We start from the raw sequence: 17,184 nt of genomic DNA on the forward strand, positions 1-17,184 counted from the left end.
CCAAAGCCCCCATGCCGCATGGCACCGCCAAGCAGTACTGGGACCTGACCAAGCCGCGCGTGGTTGCGCTGATCGTGTTCACCGCGCTGGTGGGCATGTTCCTGGCCGTGCCGGGCCTGCCGCCGCTGAAGGAATCGGTGCTGGGCTTCCTCGGCATCTGGCTGGCCGCATCGAGCGCTGCCGCCATCAACCAGCTGCTGGACTCGCGCATCGACGCCAAGATGGCGCGCACCTCGTGGCGCCCGATCGTCGCCGGGCAGATCACGCCGGCGCAGGCGCTGGTGTTCGCGCTGATCCTGGCGGCGCTGTCGATGGCCATCCTGGTGATCTGGGTCAACACGATCACCGCGCTGCTGACGTTCGCTTCGCTGATCGGCTATGCGGTCGTCTACACCGTGTTCCTCAAGCGCGCCACGCCGCAGAACATCGTCATCGGCGGCATCGCCGGCGCGGCGCCGCCGCTGCTGGGCTGGGCGGCGATCACCGGCATGCGCGGCGAGTGGGACTGGCCGCACGCGCTGCTGCTGGTGCTGATCATCTTCGTCTGGACGCCGCCGCACTTCTGGGCGCTGGCGATCTTCCGCCGTGCCGACTACGCGCGCGCCATGGTGCCGATGCTGCCGGTCACGCACGGCGTGCAGTACACGCGCTGGCAGATCCTGTTCTACACCGTGCTGCTGGTCGCCGTGACCGTGCTGCCGTGGGTGGCCGGCATGAGCGGCCTGTTCTACCTCGGCGGCGCACTGGTGCTGGGCGCGGTCTTCCTGGGCTATGCCTGGAAGCTGATGAACCCGCCCGACGAGATGTATGCGATGAAGGTCTTCAATTACTCCATCGTCTACCTGATGGCACTGTTCGCGTTCCTGCTGCTCGACCACTGGCTGCTGCCGTTCCTGCAGCCGGCGGCGGTGATGGAACTGCAACCGGTACGCTGAACCCTTTCCACCCAACCACGGAACCGTCCATGCTGAAGCAGCGAGATCGCCTGACCCTGTCGTTGTCCTCGCTGTTTGTTGCATTGGCCTTCGCCGGCACCGCGCCGGCCCAACCCGTCACCCCCGGCCAGCCCGCCGAAGGCAAGGGCGAGGTGGTGGTGACGGCGCAGCGCCTGTTCGATGCGCGCAGCGGCCGTTATGTCGACAGCCCGCAGGTGCTGATCCGCGACGGCCGCATCGTCTCGGTCGGCCACGCCGGCGATGCCGCGCCGGCCGGCGCCCGCCGCGTCGACCTGCCCGGCATGACGCTGCTGCCGGGCCTGATCGACATGCACGTGCACCTCGACAGCGACCCGAGCTACGGCGGTTACACCGGCCTGCAGTTCGGCGACCGCTTCTGGTCGATGCTGATGGTGCCGCACGCACAACGCACGCTGATGTCCGGCTTCACGACCGTGCGCAATGTCGGCGCCGATGCCTGGAACGACGTCGGCCTGCGCCAGGCCATCGACGAGGGCAAGATCGTCGGCCCGCGCGTGGTCACCGCCGCCTACTCGTTCGGCGCCACCGGCGGCCACTGCGACTCGACCTTCTTCCCGCCGTCGATGCACCAGCAGAGCGAGTTCAGCGCCGACAGTCCGGAAGAAGCGCGCAAGCGCGTGCGCGAGCTGCGCAAGTACGGCGCCCAGGTCATCAAGATCTGCGCCACCGGCGGCGTGTTCTCGCGCAACACCGAGCCGGGCCAGCAGCAGATGAGCTTCGAGGACATGAAGGCCGTGGCCGACGAGGCGCACCTGTGGGGCATCAAGGTCGCCGCGCACGCGCACGGCGCCGGTGGCATCAAGGATGCGATCCGCGCCGGTGTCGACACCATCGAGCACGCCAGCCTGATCGACGACGAAGGCATCCGCCTCGCCCGCGAGCGCGGCGCCTGGCTGTCGATGGACATCTACAACACCGACTACACCCAGTCCGAAGGCAAGAAGAACGGCGTGCTGGAAGACAACCTGCGCAAGGACCGCGAGGTCGCCGACATCCAGCGCGAGAACTTCCGCAAGGCCAACAAGGCCGGCGTGAAGATGATCTTCGGCACCGACGCGGGCATCTATCCGCACGGCAACAACGGCAAGCAGTTCGCGGTGATGGTCCGCTACGGCATGACGCCGGCGCAGGCGATCCAGGCGGCCACCGTCAACGCCGCGCAGGCGCTGGGTCGCGAGGACGTGGGCGTCGTCGAGGCCAATCGCTGGGCCGACCTGATCGCCGTCAGCGGTGACCCGACCCAGGACGTGACGTTGCTGGAGTCGGTGCCGTTCGTGATGAAGGGCGGCGTGGTGGTGAAGGGCGCCACCGCGCTGTAAGCGCAAGCGCCTGCCTGCGTCGCGGCGCTAGTACGCCGCGACGGTGGCAGCCGGCGAGCCGACGATGACCGGCTTGGCCGAGACCAGGCGCGCGGGATCGAGCAGCGCGCCCATGGTCGGATCGTTCGGATAGCGCGTGCCGTCGAACTCGAGCGCGACCTGGCCTGACTCGCCCTCGCTGCCGACGGTCACCAGCAGGTCGCGCCAGCCGCGATTGCGGCGGTCGGCGACCGCGATCGGTGCCCGCGTGGACACCGAGTCGCTGACCAGCTGGTAGCCGGCCGCACCGCCACGGAACACCAGCAGCGTGCAGCCGTCGGCATCGCACCAGTTCTGGTCGTCCAGCAGCATCAGCAGGTCATCGATGCCGTCGCCGTCGAGATCGACGGTGCCGTCGCGGTGCGCCGGCACTTCGCGGATGCTGCGTGAGGCGAGGAAGGCCGTCAGCGCTGCCTGCGCCCGCTCCTTCTCGTTCATTGGCGCCGGCGCCTGAATGGCGAGAGGCACGGTGGTGGTGGAATGCTTCGCGCACCCGCCGACCAGGACGATAAACAGGGGAATGACCAACCACAGGTTTCGCATGGCCACACTCCAGTGAATGTGGCCAGACTAGGCGCCCGCGTGTGGTGGCCGGGTCAACGTCGGCGACGTCGACCCGGCGTCCATCAGGACACGATCATGAACCCGGTTGCGCTTGCTCGGCGCCGATCAGGTTCTGCTGCCAGAACAGGATCGAGGCGGCGCCGAAGTAGTCGACGTTGGACTTCTTCCTGAAGCCATGGCCCTCGTCGTCGAACAGCAGGTACCAGACCGGCTGGCCGTTGCCGCGCACCGCCTTCACGATCTGCTCGGCCTCGCTGTAGGGCACGCGCGGATCGTTCTTGCCCTGGGCGACGAACAGCTTGGAGGCGATGCGGTCGGCATGGTTGAGCGGCGAGATCTGCTCGAACACCTGTGCCATCTGCGGGTCGCGCTCGTCGCCGTACTCGGCCCGGCGCAGGTCGCGGCGGTAGCTCTCGGTGTTCTTCAGGAACGTGCCGAAGTGCGAGATGCCGACGACATCGATGCCCGCCTTGATGCGGTCGCTGTAGTGCATCAGTGACGACAGCACCATGTAGCCGCCGTAGCTGCCGCCGTACACACCGATGCGGCTGGCATCGAGCTCGGGCTGCTGGCCGATCCAGTCGAGCAGGGCGCCGATGTCCTTGACCGAGTCCTCGCGCTTGGCCGCGTTGTCCAGGTCGAGGAAGGTCTTGCCGTAGCCTTCCGAGCCGCGCACGTTCGGCAGCAGCATCGCCACGCCGAGTTCATTGGCGAGGAACTGCGCGGTCGGGTTGAACGTCGGCAGCGACTGGCCTTCCGGGCCACCGTGGATGTTGATCACCACCGGGATGCGCTTGCCGGCCGGCACGTTGGCCGGGCGGTAGTAGAACGCCGGGATCATGCGCGGCTTGCCGTCGACGGTGTCGAACGTTGGGTAGTGGACCAGGGTCGGGGCGACGAACTTCGCCGGATCCAGGCCACCGACTTCGCTGCGCGTCCAGCGCGTGAGCGATGCCTTGCCCAGGTCGACCACGTGCACATCGCTGGGCGAGGTCGCCGAGTTCATCGTTACCGCCAGGCGCTTGCCGTCGGGCGAGAAACCCAGGTTCACGACCAGGCCGATCGGCAGCTCGGGCAGCTTCACCGGCTTGTGCGAGGGCAGGGCGAGCACGTGCAGCTTGTAGATGCCGTCCTCGTTGGTGGTGTAGGCCAGGTGGCGGCCATCGTCGGCGATCTCCAGGTCCTCGACGTCCCACGGCGTGCTCGCGGTGAGCACTTCGAACTTGCCGGTGGCCGGGTTGTGGAAGCGCAGGCTATGGAACTCCTGCGCCCTGTCATCGATCTGCTCGTTGGAAATGAAGTAGACCGACTTGCCGTCCGGCGCGAACTTGAAGCCCTTGAACGACGCCTTGCCGCCGTCGACCGGGAACATCGTCAGCTTGCCGCTGTCGACATCGACCAGTCCCGGATAGGCCTCGGCCGCCGAGACGTACTTCATCACCAGCAGCTGCCTGCCGTCCGGCGAGAAGTCCATCGCGTTCCACAGGCCACCTTCGGTGACCAGCGCGCGCGACTTCTTCGTGGCGAAGTCCATCACCCACAGGTCGGTGTCCTTGCCGTTGCGCGCGGTGCTGCTCCAGGCGAAGCGGCTGCCGTCGTGGGCGAACAACGGACCCTGGTTGCGCGCCTTGCCGTCGCTGAGCAGCGTGGTGGCGCGCGTCTTCAGGTCGAACCAGTGCAGCTGCCAGAACTCGTTGCCGCCGACGTCCTTGCCGAAGACGAAGCCGTCGAGCTTCGACGCGGCCGGTGCGGCCTCGATCGCGGCCAGCGGCTCGGCGTAGAAGGTGAGCTGCTCGCGCATGCCCAGCGGCTGGCAGACGCGGTGCGCCTGTGCGGTCTCGGCGAAGCGCGTACTGATCAGCATGCAGTCGCCGTTCCAGCCGGCGAAGGTCGCGCCGCGGGTGTTCTGGTAGCGGTTGAGCTGCTCCATCAGCGCCGGCGGAATCGCCGGGATGTTCTCGCTGGTGCGGTTGCCGACCTGTTCGCGCTTGACCTGTGGTGAATTCGACTGCGCCGCGGCGGGCAGGGCGCAGGCCAGCAGCAGCGCGGGCAGGAGGGTGGAAAAGCGTGGCGTCATCGCGTCGGTCCCCAGGGATGAAGGGCCGAGCTTACCGTGGCGAAACCTAGCCGCGGGGGATGGCCCGCGCCCGGCTCGCGCGCAGGCTCAGCAGCTCGCGCATTTCATGCTTCTCGGCCTCGTCCAGCTCCGAGGTGCGCCGCGACTGCAGCGCCTCGATGCGCTGTTGGATCGCCTGCTCTTCCAGGCGCGAGACTGCATCGAGGAACGCCTGCTGGCGCTTGTCGGCATCGTCGAGGACGCGTGCATCCAGCGGTGTCGCCGCCGTGGTTTCCACCGCGCGCGCAGTGGCCAGCTTGGTCAGCGCCGGCGCTTCGCTGCGGTCGGCGAAGTGTTCGAGGATCAGCCCGGTCGAGATGTCAGGGCGCTCGTGCACCAGCTCCACCAGTTCCACCAGCAGGCCGACGCCGGGCTGGTCGAGCGAGGCGAAATGCAGCGAAGAGGGCACCGCGAGTGCGATCGCCGGTTGCTGCAGCAGCATCGTGATGGCGCTGCGTACCAGCGACGGCTTGTTGGCCGTCGGCGTGCTCGCGCGCTGCGGACGCTGCGCGGTCGACTCCGGGCTGTTGGCGCGCGCGCCCACGCCGGTCAGTTCGGTCAGGCGCTGCTTCATCAGGTCGCCGAAGGCGCCATCGGGAATCTGCGCGAGCAGCGGCTTGGCGCGCTCGGCCAGGCGGCCGCGGCCTTCCAGCGTGCCCAGGTTGACGTCGCCGGACAGCGAGTCGAAGAAGAACTGCGACAGCGGCGTGGCCTCGCGCAGGCGCAGCTCGAAGCCATCACGGCCTTCCTTGCGCACCAGCGAATCGGGATCCTCGCCTTCGGGCAGGAACAGGAAGAATGCCTGGCGGCCGTCCTTCATGCGCGGCAACACCGACTCCACCGCCTTCCACGCGGCGCCGCGGCCGGCGCGGTCGCCGTCGAAGCAGAAGTACACGTCGGGTGCATTGCGAAACAGCAGCTCGGCGTGGTCGGGCGTGGTCGCCGTGCCCAGCGTCGCCACGGCGCAGTCGACGCCGTGCTCGAACAGCGCGACGACGTCCATGTAGCCTTCGACGACGATGAGCTTGTCGATCTTGTTGTGCGCCTGGCGCACCTGCCACAGGCCGTACAGCTCGCGGCCCTTGTGGAAGAGCGCGGTCTCGGGCGAGTTGAGGTACTTGGGGCCGTCATCCTTGTCGAGGACGCGGCCACCGAAGGCGATCGTGCGCCCGCGCCGGTCGTGGATCGGGAACATCACCCGGTCGCGGAACTTGTCGTAGACGCGGCCGCTGTCGTTCTTTGAGAACAGGCCGGCGCGTTCGAGCAGCGACATGCGCCGGGCATCGGTGCCGAGCGCGTCACGCAGCGCGTTGAAACCGTCGGGCGCGTAGCCGATGCCGAACTGGGTGCGGACCGCGGCGCTGACGTCGCGGCCATCGAGGTAGGCCTGCGCCTTGGGGCTGCCGGCGAGCTGCTTCTGGAAGAACTTCGATGCGGCCTCGACGGCGGCATAGAGGTCGACGCTGTCGGGATTGACGTTGCGCTGCTGGGTGTCGCGCGGCACTTCCATGCCGGTGCGCTTGGCCAGCTCTTCGACCGCGTCGAGGAACTCGAGGCGGTCGTAGTTCATCAGGAAGCTGATCGCGGTGCCGTGGGCTCCGCAGCCGAAGCAGTGATAGAACTGCTTGGTCGGCGAGACCGTGAAGCTGGGCGAGCGCTCGTCATGGAACGGGCAGCGCGCCGAGTACTCCTTGCCCTGGCGCTTCAACGGCACCCGCGACCCGATCAGCTCGACGATGTCGGCGCGGGCGAGCAGGTCGTCGATGAATGCGTCGGGGATGCGGGCCATCGGAGCTTTGTACCGCGGGAGCGCCTCAGCCTGCCAGACGCTTCTTCACCAGTACCGACACCAGCCCCATGTCGGCCTGGCCGGCCAGCTTGGCCTTCAGCGGGCCCATCAGCTTGCCCATGTCGGCCGGGCCGGTGGCACCGGTCTCGGCGATGGCGGCGTCGATCGCAGCCAGGATCTCGGCCTCGCCCATCTTGGCCGGCACGTAGCGCTCGATCACCACGATCTCCTCGCGCTCGACCTGGGCCAAGTCCTCGCGGTTGGCGGCCTCGTACTGGCTGACCGAGTCACGGCGCTGCTTGACCATCTTGTCGAGCACGGCAATCACGGCGGTGTCGTCGAGCTCGATGCGCTCGTCGACTTCACGCTGCTTGATGGCGGCGTTGATCAGGCGGATCACGCCCAGGCTGTGCTTGTCGCCGCTCTTCATCGCGGCCTTCATGTCATCGGTGAGTCGCGTCTTGAGGCTCATCGGGCTGCTCCCTGGCTGGCGTCCACCCGGCAAGGGTGGCGCGAAGTAAAACACTCGGAAACACAAAAAGCCGGCGGCGCATCGGCGCGGCCGGCTTGTGTGATGCGCTCGTTGACGGGTCCGCGCGTTGCGCGGGGCCCGCTGGGGCGATCAGTACAGGCGCTGACGCTTGGTCACGTCGCGCGAGGCGCGACGCGCCTGGCGCTTCACCGCTGCGGCGGCCTTGCGCTTGCGTTCCTGGGTCGGCTTCTCGTAGAACTCGCGCTTGCGGGTCTCGGCCAGGACGCCGGCCTTCTCGCAGGTGCGCTTGAAGCGACGCAGAGCAAACTCAAAAGGCTCGTTTTCGCGGACTTTGACGCTGGGCATACGTAATCTCGTTTCGGGAACCGGCCCGGGCAGGCCGGGGAAGAGCCGCGCATTATAGCGATGGCCGCCTTGAAGGTGCAACATGGTTCCCCCATCAAGTGCGCAGGCCCTTGATTCCAGACCGTAACGGCCTCGCAACCGCCTCTATGGCGCGCTGCGGTACGTTTTTCTCCCCCCAACCATTCCCTGGACCCAGACCTTTGAAAGTCCTAGGCATCGAAACCAGCTGCGACGAGACCGGTGTGGCCGTCTACGACACCGACACCGGGCTGCGCGCGCACGCTCTATATAGCCAGATCGCCCTGCACGCCGAGTACGGTGGCGTGGTGCCCGAGCTGGCCAGCCGCGACCACGTCCGCAAGCTGCTGCCGCTGGTCCGCCAGACCCTGTCCGAGGCCGGCCTGGCCACCACGGACATCGACGGGGTGGCCTATACCGCCGGCCCCGGCCTGGTCGGGGCGCTGCTGGTCGGTGCCGGCGTGGCCCGCTCGATGGCCTGGGCGCTGGACGTTCCGGCGATCGGGGTCCACCACATGGAAGGCCACCTGCTGGCGCCGCTGCTGGAAGACGATCCCGAGCGCGGCCGCCCGGAGCCGCCGTTCGTGGCGCTGCTGGTATCCGGTGGCCATACCCAGCTGGTCCACGTCGAGGCGATCGGCCAGTACCGCCTGCTCGGCGAGACCCTGGACGATGCCGCCGGCGAGGCTTTCGACAAGACCGCCAAGCTGATGGGCCTGCCGTACCCCGGCGGGCCGCAGCTGGCCGCGCTGGCCGAACAGGGCCGGCCGGGGACGTTCAGGTTCTCGCGGCCGATGACCGACCGGCCCGGACTGGACTTCAGTTTCAGCGGCCTCAAGACCCAGGTGCTGCTGGCCTGGCGCGACAGCGACCAGGCCGAGCAGACCCGCGCCGACATCGCCCGCGGCTTCGAGGATGCGGTGGTCGAGACGTTGGCCATCAAGTGCGAACGCGCGCTGGAAGCGTCCGGCTGCGAGACCCTGGTGGTCGCCGGCGGCGTGGGCGCCAACAAGCGCCTGCGCGCGCGGCTGGAGGAGATGGCGCGCAAGCGTGGCGGCCGCGTCAGCTTCCCGCGCCCGGCGTTCTGCACCGACAACGGCGCGATGATCGCTTTCGCCGGTGCGCTGCGACTGCAGGCCGGCCAGCACGGCGACCTGGCCGTGCGGGTGACGCCGCGCTGGGACATGGCGACGCTGGAAGTCGTGGGTTCGCCGTAATATTCCCCACCCCCAGCCCCCAAACACAGAGCCCGTTGCGGTCATCGCCCCCATGGACCACGTCTTCATCGAAGGCCTCGAGATCGAGGCGCTGATCGGCATCTACGACTGGGAACGGCGCATCCGCCAGCCACTCGTGTTCGACATCGAGATGGCCTTCGACAACCGCATCCCTGCGGCCAGCGATGCCATCGAGGACACGCTGAACTACAAGGCGGTCAGCAAGCGCATCGTCGACTACGTGACGCAGTCGGACTTCGGACTGGTGGAGACGCTGGCCGAACGCGTGGCCGCGATCATCATCGAAGAGTTCGGCGTGAAGCAGGTCCGCCTCAAGCTCAGCAAGCCCGGCGCGGTGCGCGGTGCGCGCGCGGTCGGCGTGTCCATCGTCCGTACCGCGGGCTGACTGCCGCGCATGAGCCTTGCCTACCTGAGCCTCGGCAGCAATGTCGACGCCATTACCCATCTGGGGGCCGCGCTGGCGGAACTGCGTGAGCGCTTCGGCGATGTCGTGTTGTCGGCCGTGTACCGGACGCGCGCCGTCGGCTTCGACGGGCCCGATTTCTACAACGCCGCGGCGATCATCGCCACCGACCTGGAGCCGCAGGCGCTCAACACCTGGTTGCACCAACTGGAAGACCGCCACGGTCGCGACCGCAGCGGTCCGCGCTATGGCGACCGCACGCTCGACATCGACATCGTGCTGTTCGATGACCGTGTGCTGGAAGGCACCGGCAACCTGCGCATCCCGCGGCCGGAACTGAAGCACGCATTCGTGCTGCGGCCGCTGGCGGAGATCGCGCCGGACGTGGTGGTGCCCGGCAGCGGGCAGACGTTGGCGCAGCTTTGGGCCGTGCATCCGGAGCATGGCGCGGACTGGGAGGCGGTTCCGCTCTGAGCAGGAAGTGGGTCGGCCGTCCTGTTTCCGCCCCCGCCCCACTTGCCCTCGTCGCCGCCCGGCCCGAGGATGCGCTCTCGGTCCATGGGGGATCAGCAAGGGGATTGCGATGTTCGAGAAGTTCTCGCGCAGTTGGGAGCTGGTGAAGGCGAGTGCGGCAGTGCTGCGCTCGGACAAGGAGCTGATGATCTTCCCGATCGTGTCCGCACTGGCCACGCTGGTGGTGCTGGCGACGTTCATGGTGCCGATGCTGGGCTGGCGCATTTTCCAGCACGGTTTCGGCGTGACCGGCATGGTCTGGATGTTCATCTTCTACTTCTGCCAGTACACGGTGATCATCTTCTTCAACTGCGCCCTGGTCGGCGCGGCGATGATCCGCCTGGAAGGCGGCGATCCGACGCTGGCTGACGGCCTCAACGCCGCCAAGGCGCGGCTGCCGGCGATCCTCGGCTATGCCGCGATCGCGGCAACGGTGGGCATGCTGCTGCAGGCACTGCGCAACAAGGAGAACAACTTCCTCGTGCGCATGCTCGGCAGCGGCCTGGGCGCGGCGTGGACGCTGGCGACCTTCCTGGTCGCGCCGGTGCTGGTCAGCGAGGAGATCGGTCCGGTCGAAGCGCTGAAGAAGAGCGCCGGCCTGCTGCGCCACACCTGGGGCGAGAACGCCATCGGCAACGTCGGCATCGGCCTGGCCTTCAGCCTGATCATGATCGGCGTGGGCGTGGTGGGCGCATTGATCGCATTCGTCGCCGCGCAGCTGTCGATCGGCCTGGCGGTGACCATCGTGATCGTGTTCGTGATCGCGCTGCTGCTGCTGGGTGTGTACCAGGCGGCGCTGAGCGGAATCTATTCGGCTGCGTTGTACCGCTATGCGACGCAGGGCGAGACGCCGCCGGAGTTTCACGACCTGCGGCTGGAGCAGGCGTTCGCGGTGAAGTAACCGGGGCGTCCCTCTCCCTCGCGCGAAGCGCCGGGGAGAGGGGCCTCTCAGGCGTTCAGTAGCCTGCCGCCATCCAGATGCAGCACCTGCCCGGTGCTGTACTTCGCATCCACCAGCAGCCAACGCACCGCTTCGGCGACTTCCGCCGGCGTGCCGGTGCGTCCCATCGGCGTGCGTCCGAGCATCGCCTCCTGCGCAGCGACATTGGCCGATTCTTCCGGCCACAGGATCGCGCCCGGCGACACCGCGTTGACGCGCACCTCCGGCGCCAGCTCCAGCGCCAGCGACCGCGTCAGCATCAGCAGCGACGCCTTGGCCATGCAGTACAGCGAGTGCTCGCGCAAAGGCCGCTCACCGTAGATGTCGGTGAGGTTGACGATGCCGCCGTGCGCGGCACGCAGGTGCGGCGCGGCCGCCTGCGCCAGGAAGAACGGCGCGCGCGCATTGCTGGCGAAGACCTGGTCCCACTGCGCCGGAGTCGCCGTGCCGATCGGGGTCGGGGTGAAGCTCGAGGCGTTGTTGACCAGTGCGTCGAGCCGGCCGAAGCGGCCGACCGTCTGCGCGACCAGTTCCGGCAGGCGGTCGAACTCGCCCAGGTCGGCCGGCAACAGCTGCGTGCTGCCGGCGCGGATGCCTTCCAGTTCCGCCGACAAGGCCTCCACGTCGGCGCGCGAGCTGCGGTAGTGCAGGGCGAGGTCGTAGCCGGCGCCATGCAGGGTGCGCGCGATCTGCGCGCCGATGCGCTTGGCGCTGCCGGTGATCAGGGCGACGGGGCGGGGTGCTGGCATGGAGGCGATTCTAGGGTGCCTGCATCTTTCCTGCGTCCTGGTCGGGGATAATCGCGTCCATGTCGTCACTCCCTCCCCCAGACGCCGACGCCCTGGCGCACAGCGCCCGCCTCGACACCCTCATCCGCACCCAGATCGCCGGCAACGGCGGGGCCATCCCGTTTTCGCGCTTCATGGAGCTGGCCCTGTATGCGCCGGGCCTGGGCTACTACAGCGCCGGTGCCAGCAAGTTCGGCGAAAGCGGCGACTTCGTCACCGCGCCCGAGATCGGTCCGATCTTCGCCGCCTGCGTCGCCGAAAGCGTCGCACCGGTGTTCCACCAGATCGGCGCGGGTGGCCGCTTCCTCGAGCTGGGCGGCGGCACCGGCGCCTTCGCCGAAGTCGCGCTCAAGCGCCTGATGGAACTTGATGCGCTGCCCGACCGCTACGCCATCCTCGAGCCCAGCGCGGAGCTGCGCGAGCGCCAGCGCGAGCGCCTGCAGCAGCGACTGACGCCGCCGCTGTTCGAGCTGGTCGAATGGCTCGATGCCCCCTTCAACGACGACTGGGACGGCGTGCTGTTCGCCAACGAAGTCATCGATGCCCTGCCGACGCCGCGCTTCGCCATGGAGGCCGGCGAGGTCTACGAGGAGCACGTCGCGATCGAGGAAGGCGCGCTGATCCGCGTGCTGCGCCCGGCCGACGCGTTCCTGGGCAATGCCGTGCGCCACCTCGAACGCAACCTCGGGCGCGAGTTCGAGCAGGGTTTCCGCTCCGAGACGCTGCCGCAGTTGCCCTACTGGGTGCAGGCCGTGTCCGGCGGCATGCGCAGCGGCGCGATGCTGTTCGTTGATTACGGCTACGTGCGCAGCGAGTACTACCTGCCCGAGCGCAACGACGGAACGCTGCGCGCGTTCTACCGCCACCGCATGCACAACGAGCCGCTGCTGTGGCCGGGGTTGCAGGACCTGACCGCCTCGGTCGACTTCACCGCATTGGCCGAAGCCGGCGTCTCGGCCGGCTTCGATTTCGCCGGCTACTGCTCGCAGGCCAGCTTCCTGCTCGGCAACGGCCTGGCCGGCGTACTCGAACGCATCGAGCGCATCGCCGACGAAGGCGAGCGCCTGCGCCGCACCCAGGAGGTCAAGCGCCTGACCCTGCCGTCGGAAATGGGCGAGCGCTTCCAGGTGATGGGCTTCGAGAAGGGCGTCGAGTTCGGCGCCGCCTTCCTCGCCGGTGACCTGAGCTTCCGCCTGTGACGGCGACGAGCATGTTCCGCGACCTGCGCTGGCCCGGGCTGTGGTCTGGCCTGTGGCTGCTGATGGTCGCGGCGGTGGTGGTCACCTCGCTGCTGTCGGCGTCCGACCTGCCGCCGCCGCCGTTCGACGGGGTCGACAAGCTCGAACACTTCCTCGCCTATTTCGTGCTCAGCGGCTATGCGGTGATGCTGCTGGAGCGGCGCCGGCCGCAGGCGGTGGTCGCCGTGGCGCTGATCGCCCTTGGCGTGGGCCTGGAGGTCGCCCAGGGCGCCCTGACCGTCTCCCGCCGCGCAGATTCGGCCGATGCCCTGGCCAATTCCCTCGGCGTGCTGGCCGGGCTGGTGCTCGCGGCGACCCCGGCTTCACGCGCGCTGCAATGGCTGGAAGCCCGGTTCCGCTAGTGTGACGGGCGTCATTTGGCGGGAAAACCGCCATCACACCAGATAAGGCACAGCGAGGCTAGGTATTGCGCAAAGGTTAAAAGGTGGTTAAAGCTCTGGGTCGGGCTCAACAGGGGGAGTCCGCCCACCCTGAGTGAAGGAAGCACCGATGCCTGCAATCACCCGCAATCGATTGGCCCTGGCCGTCACGGCCAGCCTGGCCGCCAGCTTGTTCAGTCCCGCAGTCCTGGCCCAGGAACCCACTGCGGCCCAAGTCCGCTCCGAGGCCACCACCCTCGACCGCATCCAGGTCACCGGCTCGCGCGTGCGCGGCCGCACCGCCGAAGACACGGCCGCACCGGTCGACGTCATCGGCAAGGAAGAGCTCAACGCCACCGGCGCCATGGAGCTCGGCCAGATCCTGCAGATGCTGGAGCCGTCGTTCAATTTCTCCCGCACCTTCGTCAGCGACGGTACCGACATCCTGCGGCCGGCGACGCTGCGCGCGCTGGGTCCGGACCAGGTGCTGGTGCTGGTCAACGGCAAGCGCCGCCACCAGCAGGCGCTGGTCAACGTGCAGCAGACCATCGGCCGCGGTTCGGCCGGTACCGACATCAACTCCATCCCGGTGTCGGCGATCGAACGCGTCGAAGTGCTGCGTGACGGCGCCGCGGCGCAATATGGTTCTGACGCCATCTCTGGCGTGATCAACATCATCCTCAAGGAACAGACCGACCACACCGACATCTCGGTGGAAGGTTCGCAGTACTACGCCGGCGACGGCGAGATGCTGCACGGTTCGGTCAACACCGGCTTCAAGGTCGGCGGCGACGGCTTCATCAACCTGTCGGCCGAAGCGCGCAACCGCAACGAGACCAACCGCGCAGGACCCGACAGCCTGCGCGTGGATCCGCCGCGGGTGACCCAGCGCCTGGGCGATGCCGATGCCAAGGACTACTACCTGTGGTTCAACAGCGGCCTGCCGCTGGCCGGTGGCGAGCTGTACCTGTTCGGTGGCGCGTCCAAGCGTGAAGGCGACTCGTCGGGCTTCTTCCGCAGCGCCGGCGACAACCGCACGGTGCCGGACCTGTACCCCAACGGCTTCCTGCCCAACATCCTGACCACGGTCGAGGACGCCTCGATCGCGGTCGGCTTCAAGCAGCCGATCAACGAGCGCTGGGACTGGGACATTTCGGTCGTCACCGCGCGCAACAAGTTCGGGTTCGAGGAAGGCAACTCGGTCAACGTCAGCTGGTGGTACGAGCCGATCAATCCGGCCAATCCCGCCGGCCCGATCTTCGCCGCCTCGCCGACCAGGGCCGACACCGGCGAGCTGCAGAGCGACCAGACCACGTTCAACCTCGACTTCAGCGGTTATGTCGACGGCATCGGCGGCACGCCGCTGTACCTCGCCACCGGCCTGGAATGGCGCCAGGACGATTACAAGATCCGTCCGGGCGATCCGGTGTCGTACACCTACGGCCGCAACAACGACCGCAACGTCGTCATCGTCGGCCAGACCGGCGACATCGCCCAGCCGGGCATGCAGGGCTTCCCGGGCTTCTCGCCGACCGAAGCGGTCGATGACGGTCGCGACAGCTGGGCGGTCTACCTCGATGCCGAAACCAACCTGAGCGAGAAGTTCCTGCTCGGCGCGGCGGTGCGCTTCGAGGACTACTCGGACTTCGGCAACACCACCACGGGCAAGCTGTCGGCGCGCTTCGACGCGACCGAGGCCTTCGCCGTTCGCGGCACGCTGTCGACTGGCTTCCGCGCCCCGGGCGTGCAGCAGCTGTTCTACAGCCAGCGTTCGACCAACCTCAACTCCGACGGCGTGCTGACCGACACGCTGACCGCGCGCCAGGACAGCGATGTCACCCGCGCGTTCGGCATCGAGCCGCTGCAGGAAGAAACCTCGACCAGCGGCACGCTGGGCTTCGTCTACACGCCCAATGACCGCCTGTCGGTGACCCTCGACGTGTTCCAGATCGACATCGACGACCGCATCATCTTCTCCAGCAACATCGCGCCCGAGTCGGTCGGCACCGACGGCAATGCCTGCACGCCGACCAACAGCAACTGCCCGATCCAGGCCATCCTCGCCCCGATCGGCGTCGGCCAGGTGCTGTTCTTCACAAACGCCATCGACACCCGCACCACCGGCGTCGACCTGACGGTCAACCACAACACCACCTTCCAGGGTGGCAGCACGTTGAACCTGACGGCACTGGTCCACTTCAACGAGACCGAAGTGCGCTCGCGTCGTTCGCAGTCGCCGATCCTGTCGCCGACGCAGCTGTTCGACGACACCCAGGTGACCCTGCTCGAAGAGGGCCAGCCGGGTGCGCACCATGTGTTCCAGGGCATCTGGGAAGACGGCCCGTGGCAGGTGACCGGCCGTGCCAACTACTACGGGTCGGTGTCGGGCGAGGGCTTCACGCCCGGCGTCAAGCAGACCTGGGACGGCAAGTGGCTGTTCGACGCGCAGGTGCGCTATGCCATCAACGACTCGATGGCGGTCACCGTTGGCGGCAACAACATCTTCGACCAGTACCCGGACAAGTGGGATCCGGTGACCGGCGCACCGTTCCCGCAGTTGGGCTTCAAGTACGGCTGGGAGACAATGCCGTTCGGCATGAATGGCGGCAGCTATTACGTCCGCTTCGACTACAGGTTCTAGTCAATACGATTGAACCGGCAGCGGCGAGTCGGCCTTCCGGGGCCGACTCCGCCCGCGGACCTGAGGAAACCGAAAGGGGAGAGAAACGCCGGGCGACGGGGAGGTTGCCCGGCGCTGCTTTTTTCCCTCAGCGCTTCCCGGTCGCCGCGGCGATCGCTTCGATCCGCGCCTTCTGCATCGCCTCGCCCACGGCGGGGCCACTCAACCCAGGCGCGACCTGGTCGGACCGCACCGCCATCGCCGCCGCATGCGCCTCTTGCAGCGCGCGACCTTGCGGGTAGTCGTCATCTTCGTGCCCGGTGCGCCCACGCTTGTCGGCCTCGCAGGCGATCGCCATCTGGGCGATGCGCGCGGGTTTGCGGAAGCCATCGCAACGGCTGATCAGCTCGTACACGGTCTTAGCCTTCAACTCGTCGAAGCGGTGCACGTTGAGGTGTTCGCGGCACACGGCTTCGGCGAGCTGGCGGTGTTCGGTCGGCACCTTGAGGCGTTCGCACAGGGCTTTCAATGGCTTCAAGCCGGCGTGTTCGTGGCCGACGTGGCGCGGCAGTTCATCCGCCGGCGTCAGCGCCTTGCCCAGGTCGTGGGTGAGTGCGGCGAAGCCGATCAGCTCGTCGCCCGGCGCCAGACGCGCGGCCATGTCGCAGACCAGTTCGATGTGGATGCCGGTGTCGACTTCGGGGTGGAACTCCGCGCGCTGCGGCACGCCGTATAGCGCTTCGACCTCCGGCAGCACGACGGCGAGCGCACCGGCATCGTGCAAGGTACGCAGAAACGCTGACGGCGCCGGGCTGGTGATCGCGCGCCGAAGTTCCTTCCAGACGCGCTCGGGCACCAGTGCGGACAGCTCGTCGGACGCGACCATCGCGCGCATCAGCGCCATGGTTTCCGGGGCGATAGTGAAGCCGAGCGGGGCGAAGCGGGCCATGAAGCGCCCGGCACGCAGCACCCGCAGCGGGTCCTCGGCGAATGCCGGCCCGACATGGCGCAGCACGCGCGCCTGGATGTCACGCGCACCGCCATACGGGTCCACCAGCTGGCCGTGCTCGTCCTGGGCAATGGCGTTGATGGTGAAGTCGCGGCGCTGCAGGTCCTGTTCGAGCGTCACCGAGGGATCGGCATCGACGACGAAGCCGCGGTAACCGCGACCGCTCTTGCGCTCGGTCCGCGCCAGCGCGTACTCCTCGCCGGTCTGCGGGTGCAGGAACACCGGGAAGTCGAGGCCGACCGCGCGGAAACCGGCCGATTCCATGGAAGCCTGTGTTTCGCCGACGACGACCCAGTCACGGTCGCCGGCAGGCAGGCCGAGCAGGCGGTCGCGGACGGCGCCGCCGACGAGATAGGTCTTCATGCGGGGATCTTAGCGAAAGCCCGATTCCCTGG

The 17,184-nt window shown here is 68.0% G+C and carries 16 protein-coding genes; 9 read left to right on the forward strand and 7 right to left on the reverse strand.

What is annotated here, in order from left to right; all coding sequences use genetic code 11:
* The first annotated feature begins 11 nt into the window (after positions 1 to 11).
* A complete protein-coding gene (gene cyoE / locus HIV01_RS15235) occupies positions 12 to 935 on the forward strand; it encodes a heme o synthase (RefSeq protein ID WP_200609210.1) in 924 nt (307 codons plus the stop codon).
* Positions 936 to 964: 29 nt separating this feature from the next.
* Positions 965 to 2,296 (forward strand): Xaa-Pro dipeptidase, encoded by a 1,332-nt coding sequence (locus HIV01_RS15240; RefSeq protein ID WP_200609208.1) that lies wholly within the window; start codon positions 965 to 967, stop codon positions 2,294 to 2,296.
* Between the two features lie 27 nt (positions 2,297 to 2,323).
* On the opposite strand, the gene HIV01_RS15245 is transcribed toward HIV01_RS15240, so the two are convergent.
* The 5 genes from HIV01_RS15245 to rpsU all read right to left on the reverse strand — a co-directional run bounded on the left by HIV01_RS15245 (position 2,324) and on the right by rpsU (position 7,642).
* Complete coding sequence (locus HIV01_RS15245) at positions 2,324 to 2,773, reverse strand: hypothetical protein (RefSeq protein WP_200609206.1); 450 nt, start codon at positions 2,771 to 2,773, stop codon at positions 2,324 to 2,326.
* 199 nt (positions 2,774 to 2,972) lie between these two features.
* Positions 2,973 to 4,976 (reverse strand): S9 family peptidase, encoded by a 2,004-nt coding sequence (locus HIV01_RS15250; RefSeq protein ID WP_200609204.1) that lies wholly within the window; start codon positions 4,974 to 4,976, stop codon positions 2,973 to 2,975.
* A 46-nt stretch (positions 4,977 to 5,022) separates the two neighbouring features.
* Positions 5,023 to 6,804: a DNA primase gene (gene dnaG, locus HIV01_RS15255; RefSeq protein WP_200609202.1), complete on the reverse strand. Its 1,782-nt coding sequence runs from the start codon at positions 6,802 to 6,804 to the stop codon at positions 5,023 to 5,025.
* 25 nt (positions 6,805 to 6,829) lie between these two features.
* The gene (locus HIV01_RS15260; protein ID WP_200609200.1) at positions 6,830 to 7,276 is read right to left on the reverse strand and encodes a GatB/YqeY domain-containing protein; all 447 of its coding nucleotides are present in this window, start codon (positions 7,274 to 7,276) and stop codon (positions 6,830 to 6,832) included.
* Positions 7,277 to 7,426: 150 nt separating this feature from the next.
* Positions 7,427 to 7,642, reverse strand: a complete 216-nt coding sequence (gene rpsU, locus HIV01_RS15265; protein WP_031371286.1) for a 30S ribosomal protein S21 — start codon at positions 7,640 to 7,642, stop codon at positions 7,427 to 7,429.
* Positions 7,643 to 7,842: 200 nt separating this feature from the next.
* Here rpsU and tsaD point away from each other — a divergent pair, with 200 nt between their 5' ends.
* The 4 genes from tsaD to HIV01_RS15285 all read left to right on the forward strand — a co-directional run bounded on the left by tsaD (position 7,843) and on the right by HIV01_RS15285 (position 10,715).
* Entirely contained in the window at positions 7,843 to 8,877 is a 1,035-nt protein-coding gene (tsaD, locus tag HIV01_RS15270) for a tRNA (adenosine(37)-N6)-threonylcarbamoyltransferase complex transferase subunit TsaD (protein ID WP_200609198.1), read from the forward strand.
* A 52-nt stretch (positions 8,878 to 8,929) separates the two neighbouring features.
* Positions 8,930 to 9,283 carry a dihydroneopterin aldolase gene (gene folB / locus HIV01_RS15275; protein WP_200609196.1) on the forward strand — a complete coding sequence of 118 codons (354 nt, stop codon included), beginning with the start codon at positions 8,930 to 8,932 and terminating at the stop codon, positions 9,281 to 9,283.
* A gap of 9 nt (positions 9,284 to 9,292) precedes the next feature.
* Positions 9,293 to 9,775 (forward strand): 2-amino-4-hydroxy-6-hydroxymethyldihydropteridine diphosphokinase, encoded by a 483-nt coding sequence (folK, locus tag HIV01_RS15280; protein ID WP_200609194.1) that lies wholly within the window; start codon positions 9,293 to 9,295, stop codon positions 9,773 to 9,775.
* Between the two features lie 109 nt (positions 9,776 to 9,884).
* On the forward strand, positions 9,885 to 10,715 hold the full coding sequence (locus HIV01_RS15285) for a DUF6159 family protein (protein ID WP_200609192.1): 831 nt from the start codon (positions 9,885 to 9,887) through the stop codon (positions 10,713 to 10,715).
* A gap of 47 nt (positions 10,716 to 10,762) precedes the next feature.
* On the opposite strand, the gene HIV01_RS15290 is transcribed toward HIV01_RS15285, so the two are convergent.
* Positions 10,763 to 11,503: a pteridine reductase gene (locus tag HIV01_RS15290; RefSeq protein ID WP_200609190.1), complete on the reverse strand. Its 741-nt coding sequence runs from the start codon at positions 11,501 to 11,503 to the stop codon at positions 10,763 to 10,765.
* 59 nt (positions 11,504 to 11,562) lie between these two features.
* Between HIV01_RS15290 and HIV01_RS15295 the strand changes: the two genes are divergently transcribed.
* From HIV01_RS15295 to HIV01_RS15305, 3 genes are all read left to right on the forward strand, one after another.
* Entirely contained in the window at positions 11,563 to 12,741 is a 1,179-nt protein-coding gene (locus HIV01_RS15295; RefSeq protein ID WP_200609188.1) for a class I SAM-dependent methyltransferase, read from the forward strand.
* A gap of 11 nt (positions 12,742 to 12,752) precedes the next feature.
* Positions 12,753 to 13,142 carry a VanZ family protein gene (locus HIV01_RS15300; RefSeq protein WP_200609186.1) on the forward strand — a complete coding sequence of 130 codons (390 nt, stop codon included), beginning with the start codon at positions 12,753 to 12,755 and terminating at the stop codon, positions 13,140 to 13,142.
* A 148-nt stretch (positions 13,143 to 13,290) separates the two neighbouring features.
* Complete coding sequence (locus tag HIV01_RS15305) at positions 13,291 to 15,801, forward strand: TonB-dependent receptor plug domain-containing protein (protein WP_200609184.1); 2,511 nt, start codon at positions 13,291 to 13,293, stop codon at positions 15,799 to 15,801.
* Positions 15,802 to 15,928: 127 nt separating this feature from the next.
* On the opposite strand, the gene HIV01_RS15310 is transcribed toward HIV01_RS15305, so the two are convergent.
* Positions 15,929 to 17,152 carry a multifunctional CCA addition/repair protein gene (locus HIV01_RS15310; RefSeq protein WP_200609182.1) on the reverse strand — a complete coding sequence of 408 codons (1,224 nt, stop codon included), beginning with the start codon at positions 17,150 to 17,152 and terminating at the stop codon, positions 15,929 to 15,931.
* Positions 17,153 to 17,184 lie beyond the last annotated feature (32 nt).

It is taken from the genome of Lysobacter arenosi (genome assembly GCF_016613475.2).
GTDB lineage: Bacteria > Pseudomonadota > Gammaproteobacteria > Xanthomonadales > Xanthomonadaceae > Lysobacter_J > Lysobacter_J arenosi.

Bases quoted from the DNA above. Each gene is read 5' to 3' on its own strand.
- cyoE (WP_200609210.1), top strand. From the start codon at position 12: ATGCCGCATGGCACCGCCAAGCAGTACTGGGACCTGACCAAGCCGCGC.
- HIV01_RS15240 (WP_200609208.1), top strand. From the start codon at position 965: ATGCTGAAGCAGCGAGATCGCCTGACCCTGTCGTTGTCCTCGCTGTTT.
- HIV01_RS15245 (WP_200609206.1), bottom strand. From the start codon at position 2,773: ATGAACGAGAAGGAGCGGGCGCAGGCAGCGCTGACGGCCTTCCTCGCC.
- HIV01_RS15250 (WP_200609204.1), bottom strand. From the start codon at position 4,976: ATGACGCCACGCTTTTCCACCCTCCTGCCCGCGCTGCTGCTGGCCTGC.
- dnaG (WP_200609202.1), bottom strand. From the start codon at position 6,804: ATGGCCCGCATCCCCGACGCATTCATCGACGACCTGCTCGCCCGCGCC.
- HIV01_RS15260 (WP_200609200.1), bottom strand. From the start codon at position 7,276: ATGAGCCTCAAGACGCGACTCACCGATGACATGAAGGCCGCGATGAAG.
- rpsU (WP_031371286.1), bottom strand. From the start codon at position 7,642: ATGCCCAGCGTCAAAGTCCGCGAAAACGAGCCTTTTGAGTTTGCTCTG.
- folB (WP_200609196.1), top strand. From the start codon at position 8,930: ATGGACCACGTCTTCATCGAAGGCCTCGAGATCGAGGCGCTGATCGGC.
- folK (WP_200609194.1), top strand. From the start codon at position 9,293: ATGAGCCTTGCCTACCTGAGCCTCGGCAGCAATGTCGACGCCATTACC.
- HIV01_RS15285 (WP_200609192.1), top strand. From the start codon at position 9,885: ATGTTCGAGAAGTTCTCGCGCAGTTGGGAGCTGGTGAAGGCGAGTGCG.
- HIV01_RS15290 (WP_200609190.1), bottom strand. From the start codon at position 11,503: ATGCCAGCACCCCGCCCCGTCGCCCTGATCACCGGCAGCGCCAAGCGC.
- HIV01_RS15295 (WP_200609188.1), top strand. From the start codon at position 11,563: ATGTCGTCACTCCCTCCCCCAGACGCCGACGCCCTGGCGCACAGCGCC.
- HIV01_RS15300 (WP_200609186.1), top strand. From the start codon at position 12,753: ATGTTCCGCGACCTGCGCTGGCCCGGGCTGTGGTCTGGCCTGTGGCTG.
- HIV01_RS15305 (WP_200609184.1), top strand. From the start codon at position 13,291: ATGCCTGCAATCACCCGCAATCGATTGGCCCTGGCCGTCACGGCCAGC.
- HIV01_RS15310 (WP_200609182.1), bottom strand. From the start codon at position 17,152: ATGAAGACCTATCTCGTCGGCGGCGCCGTCCGCGACCGCCTGCTCGGC.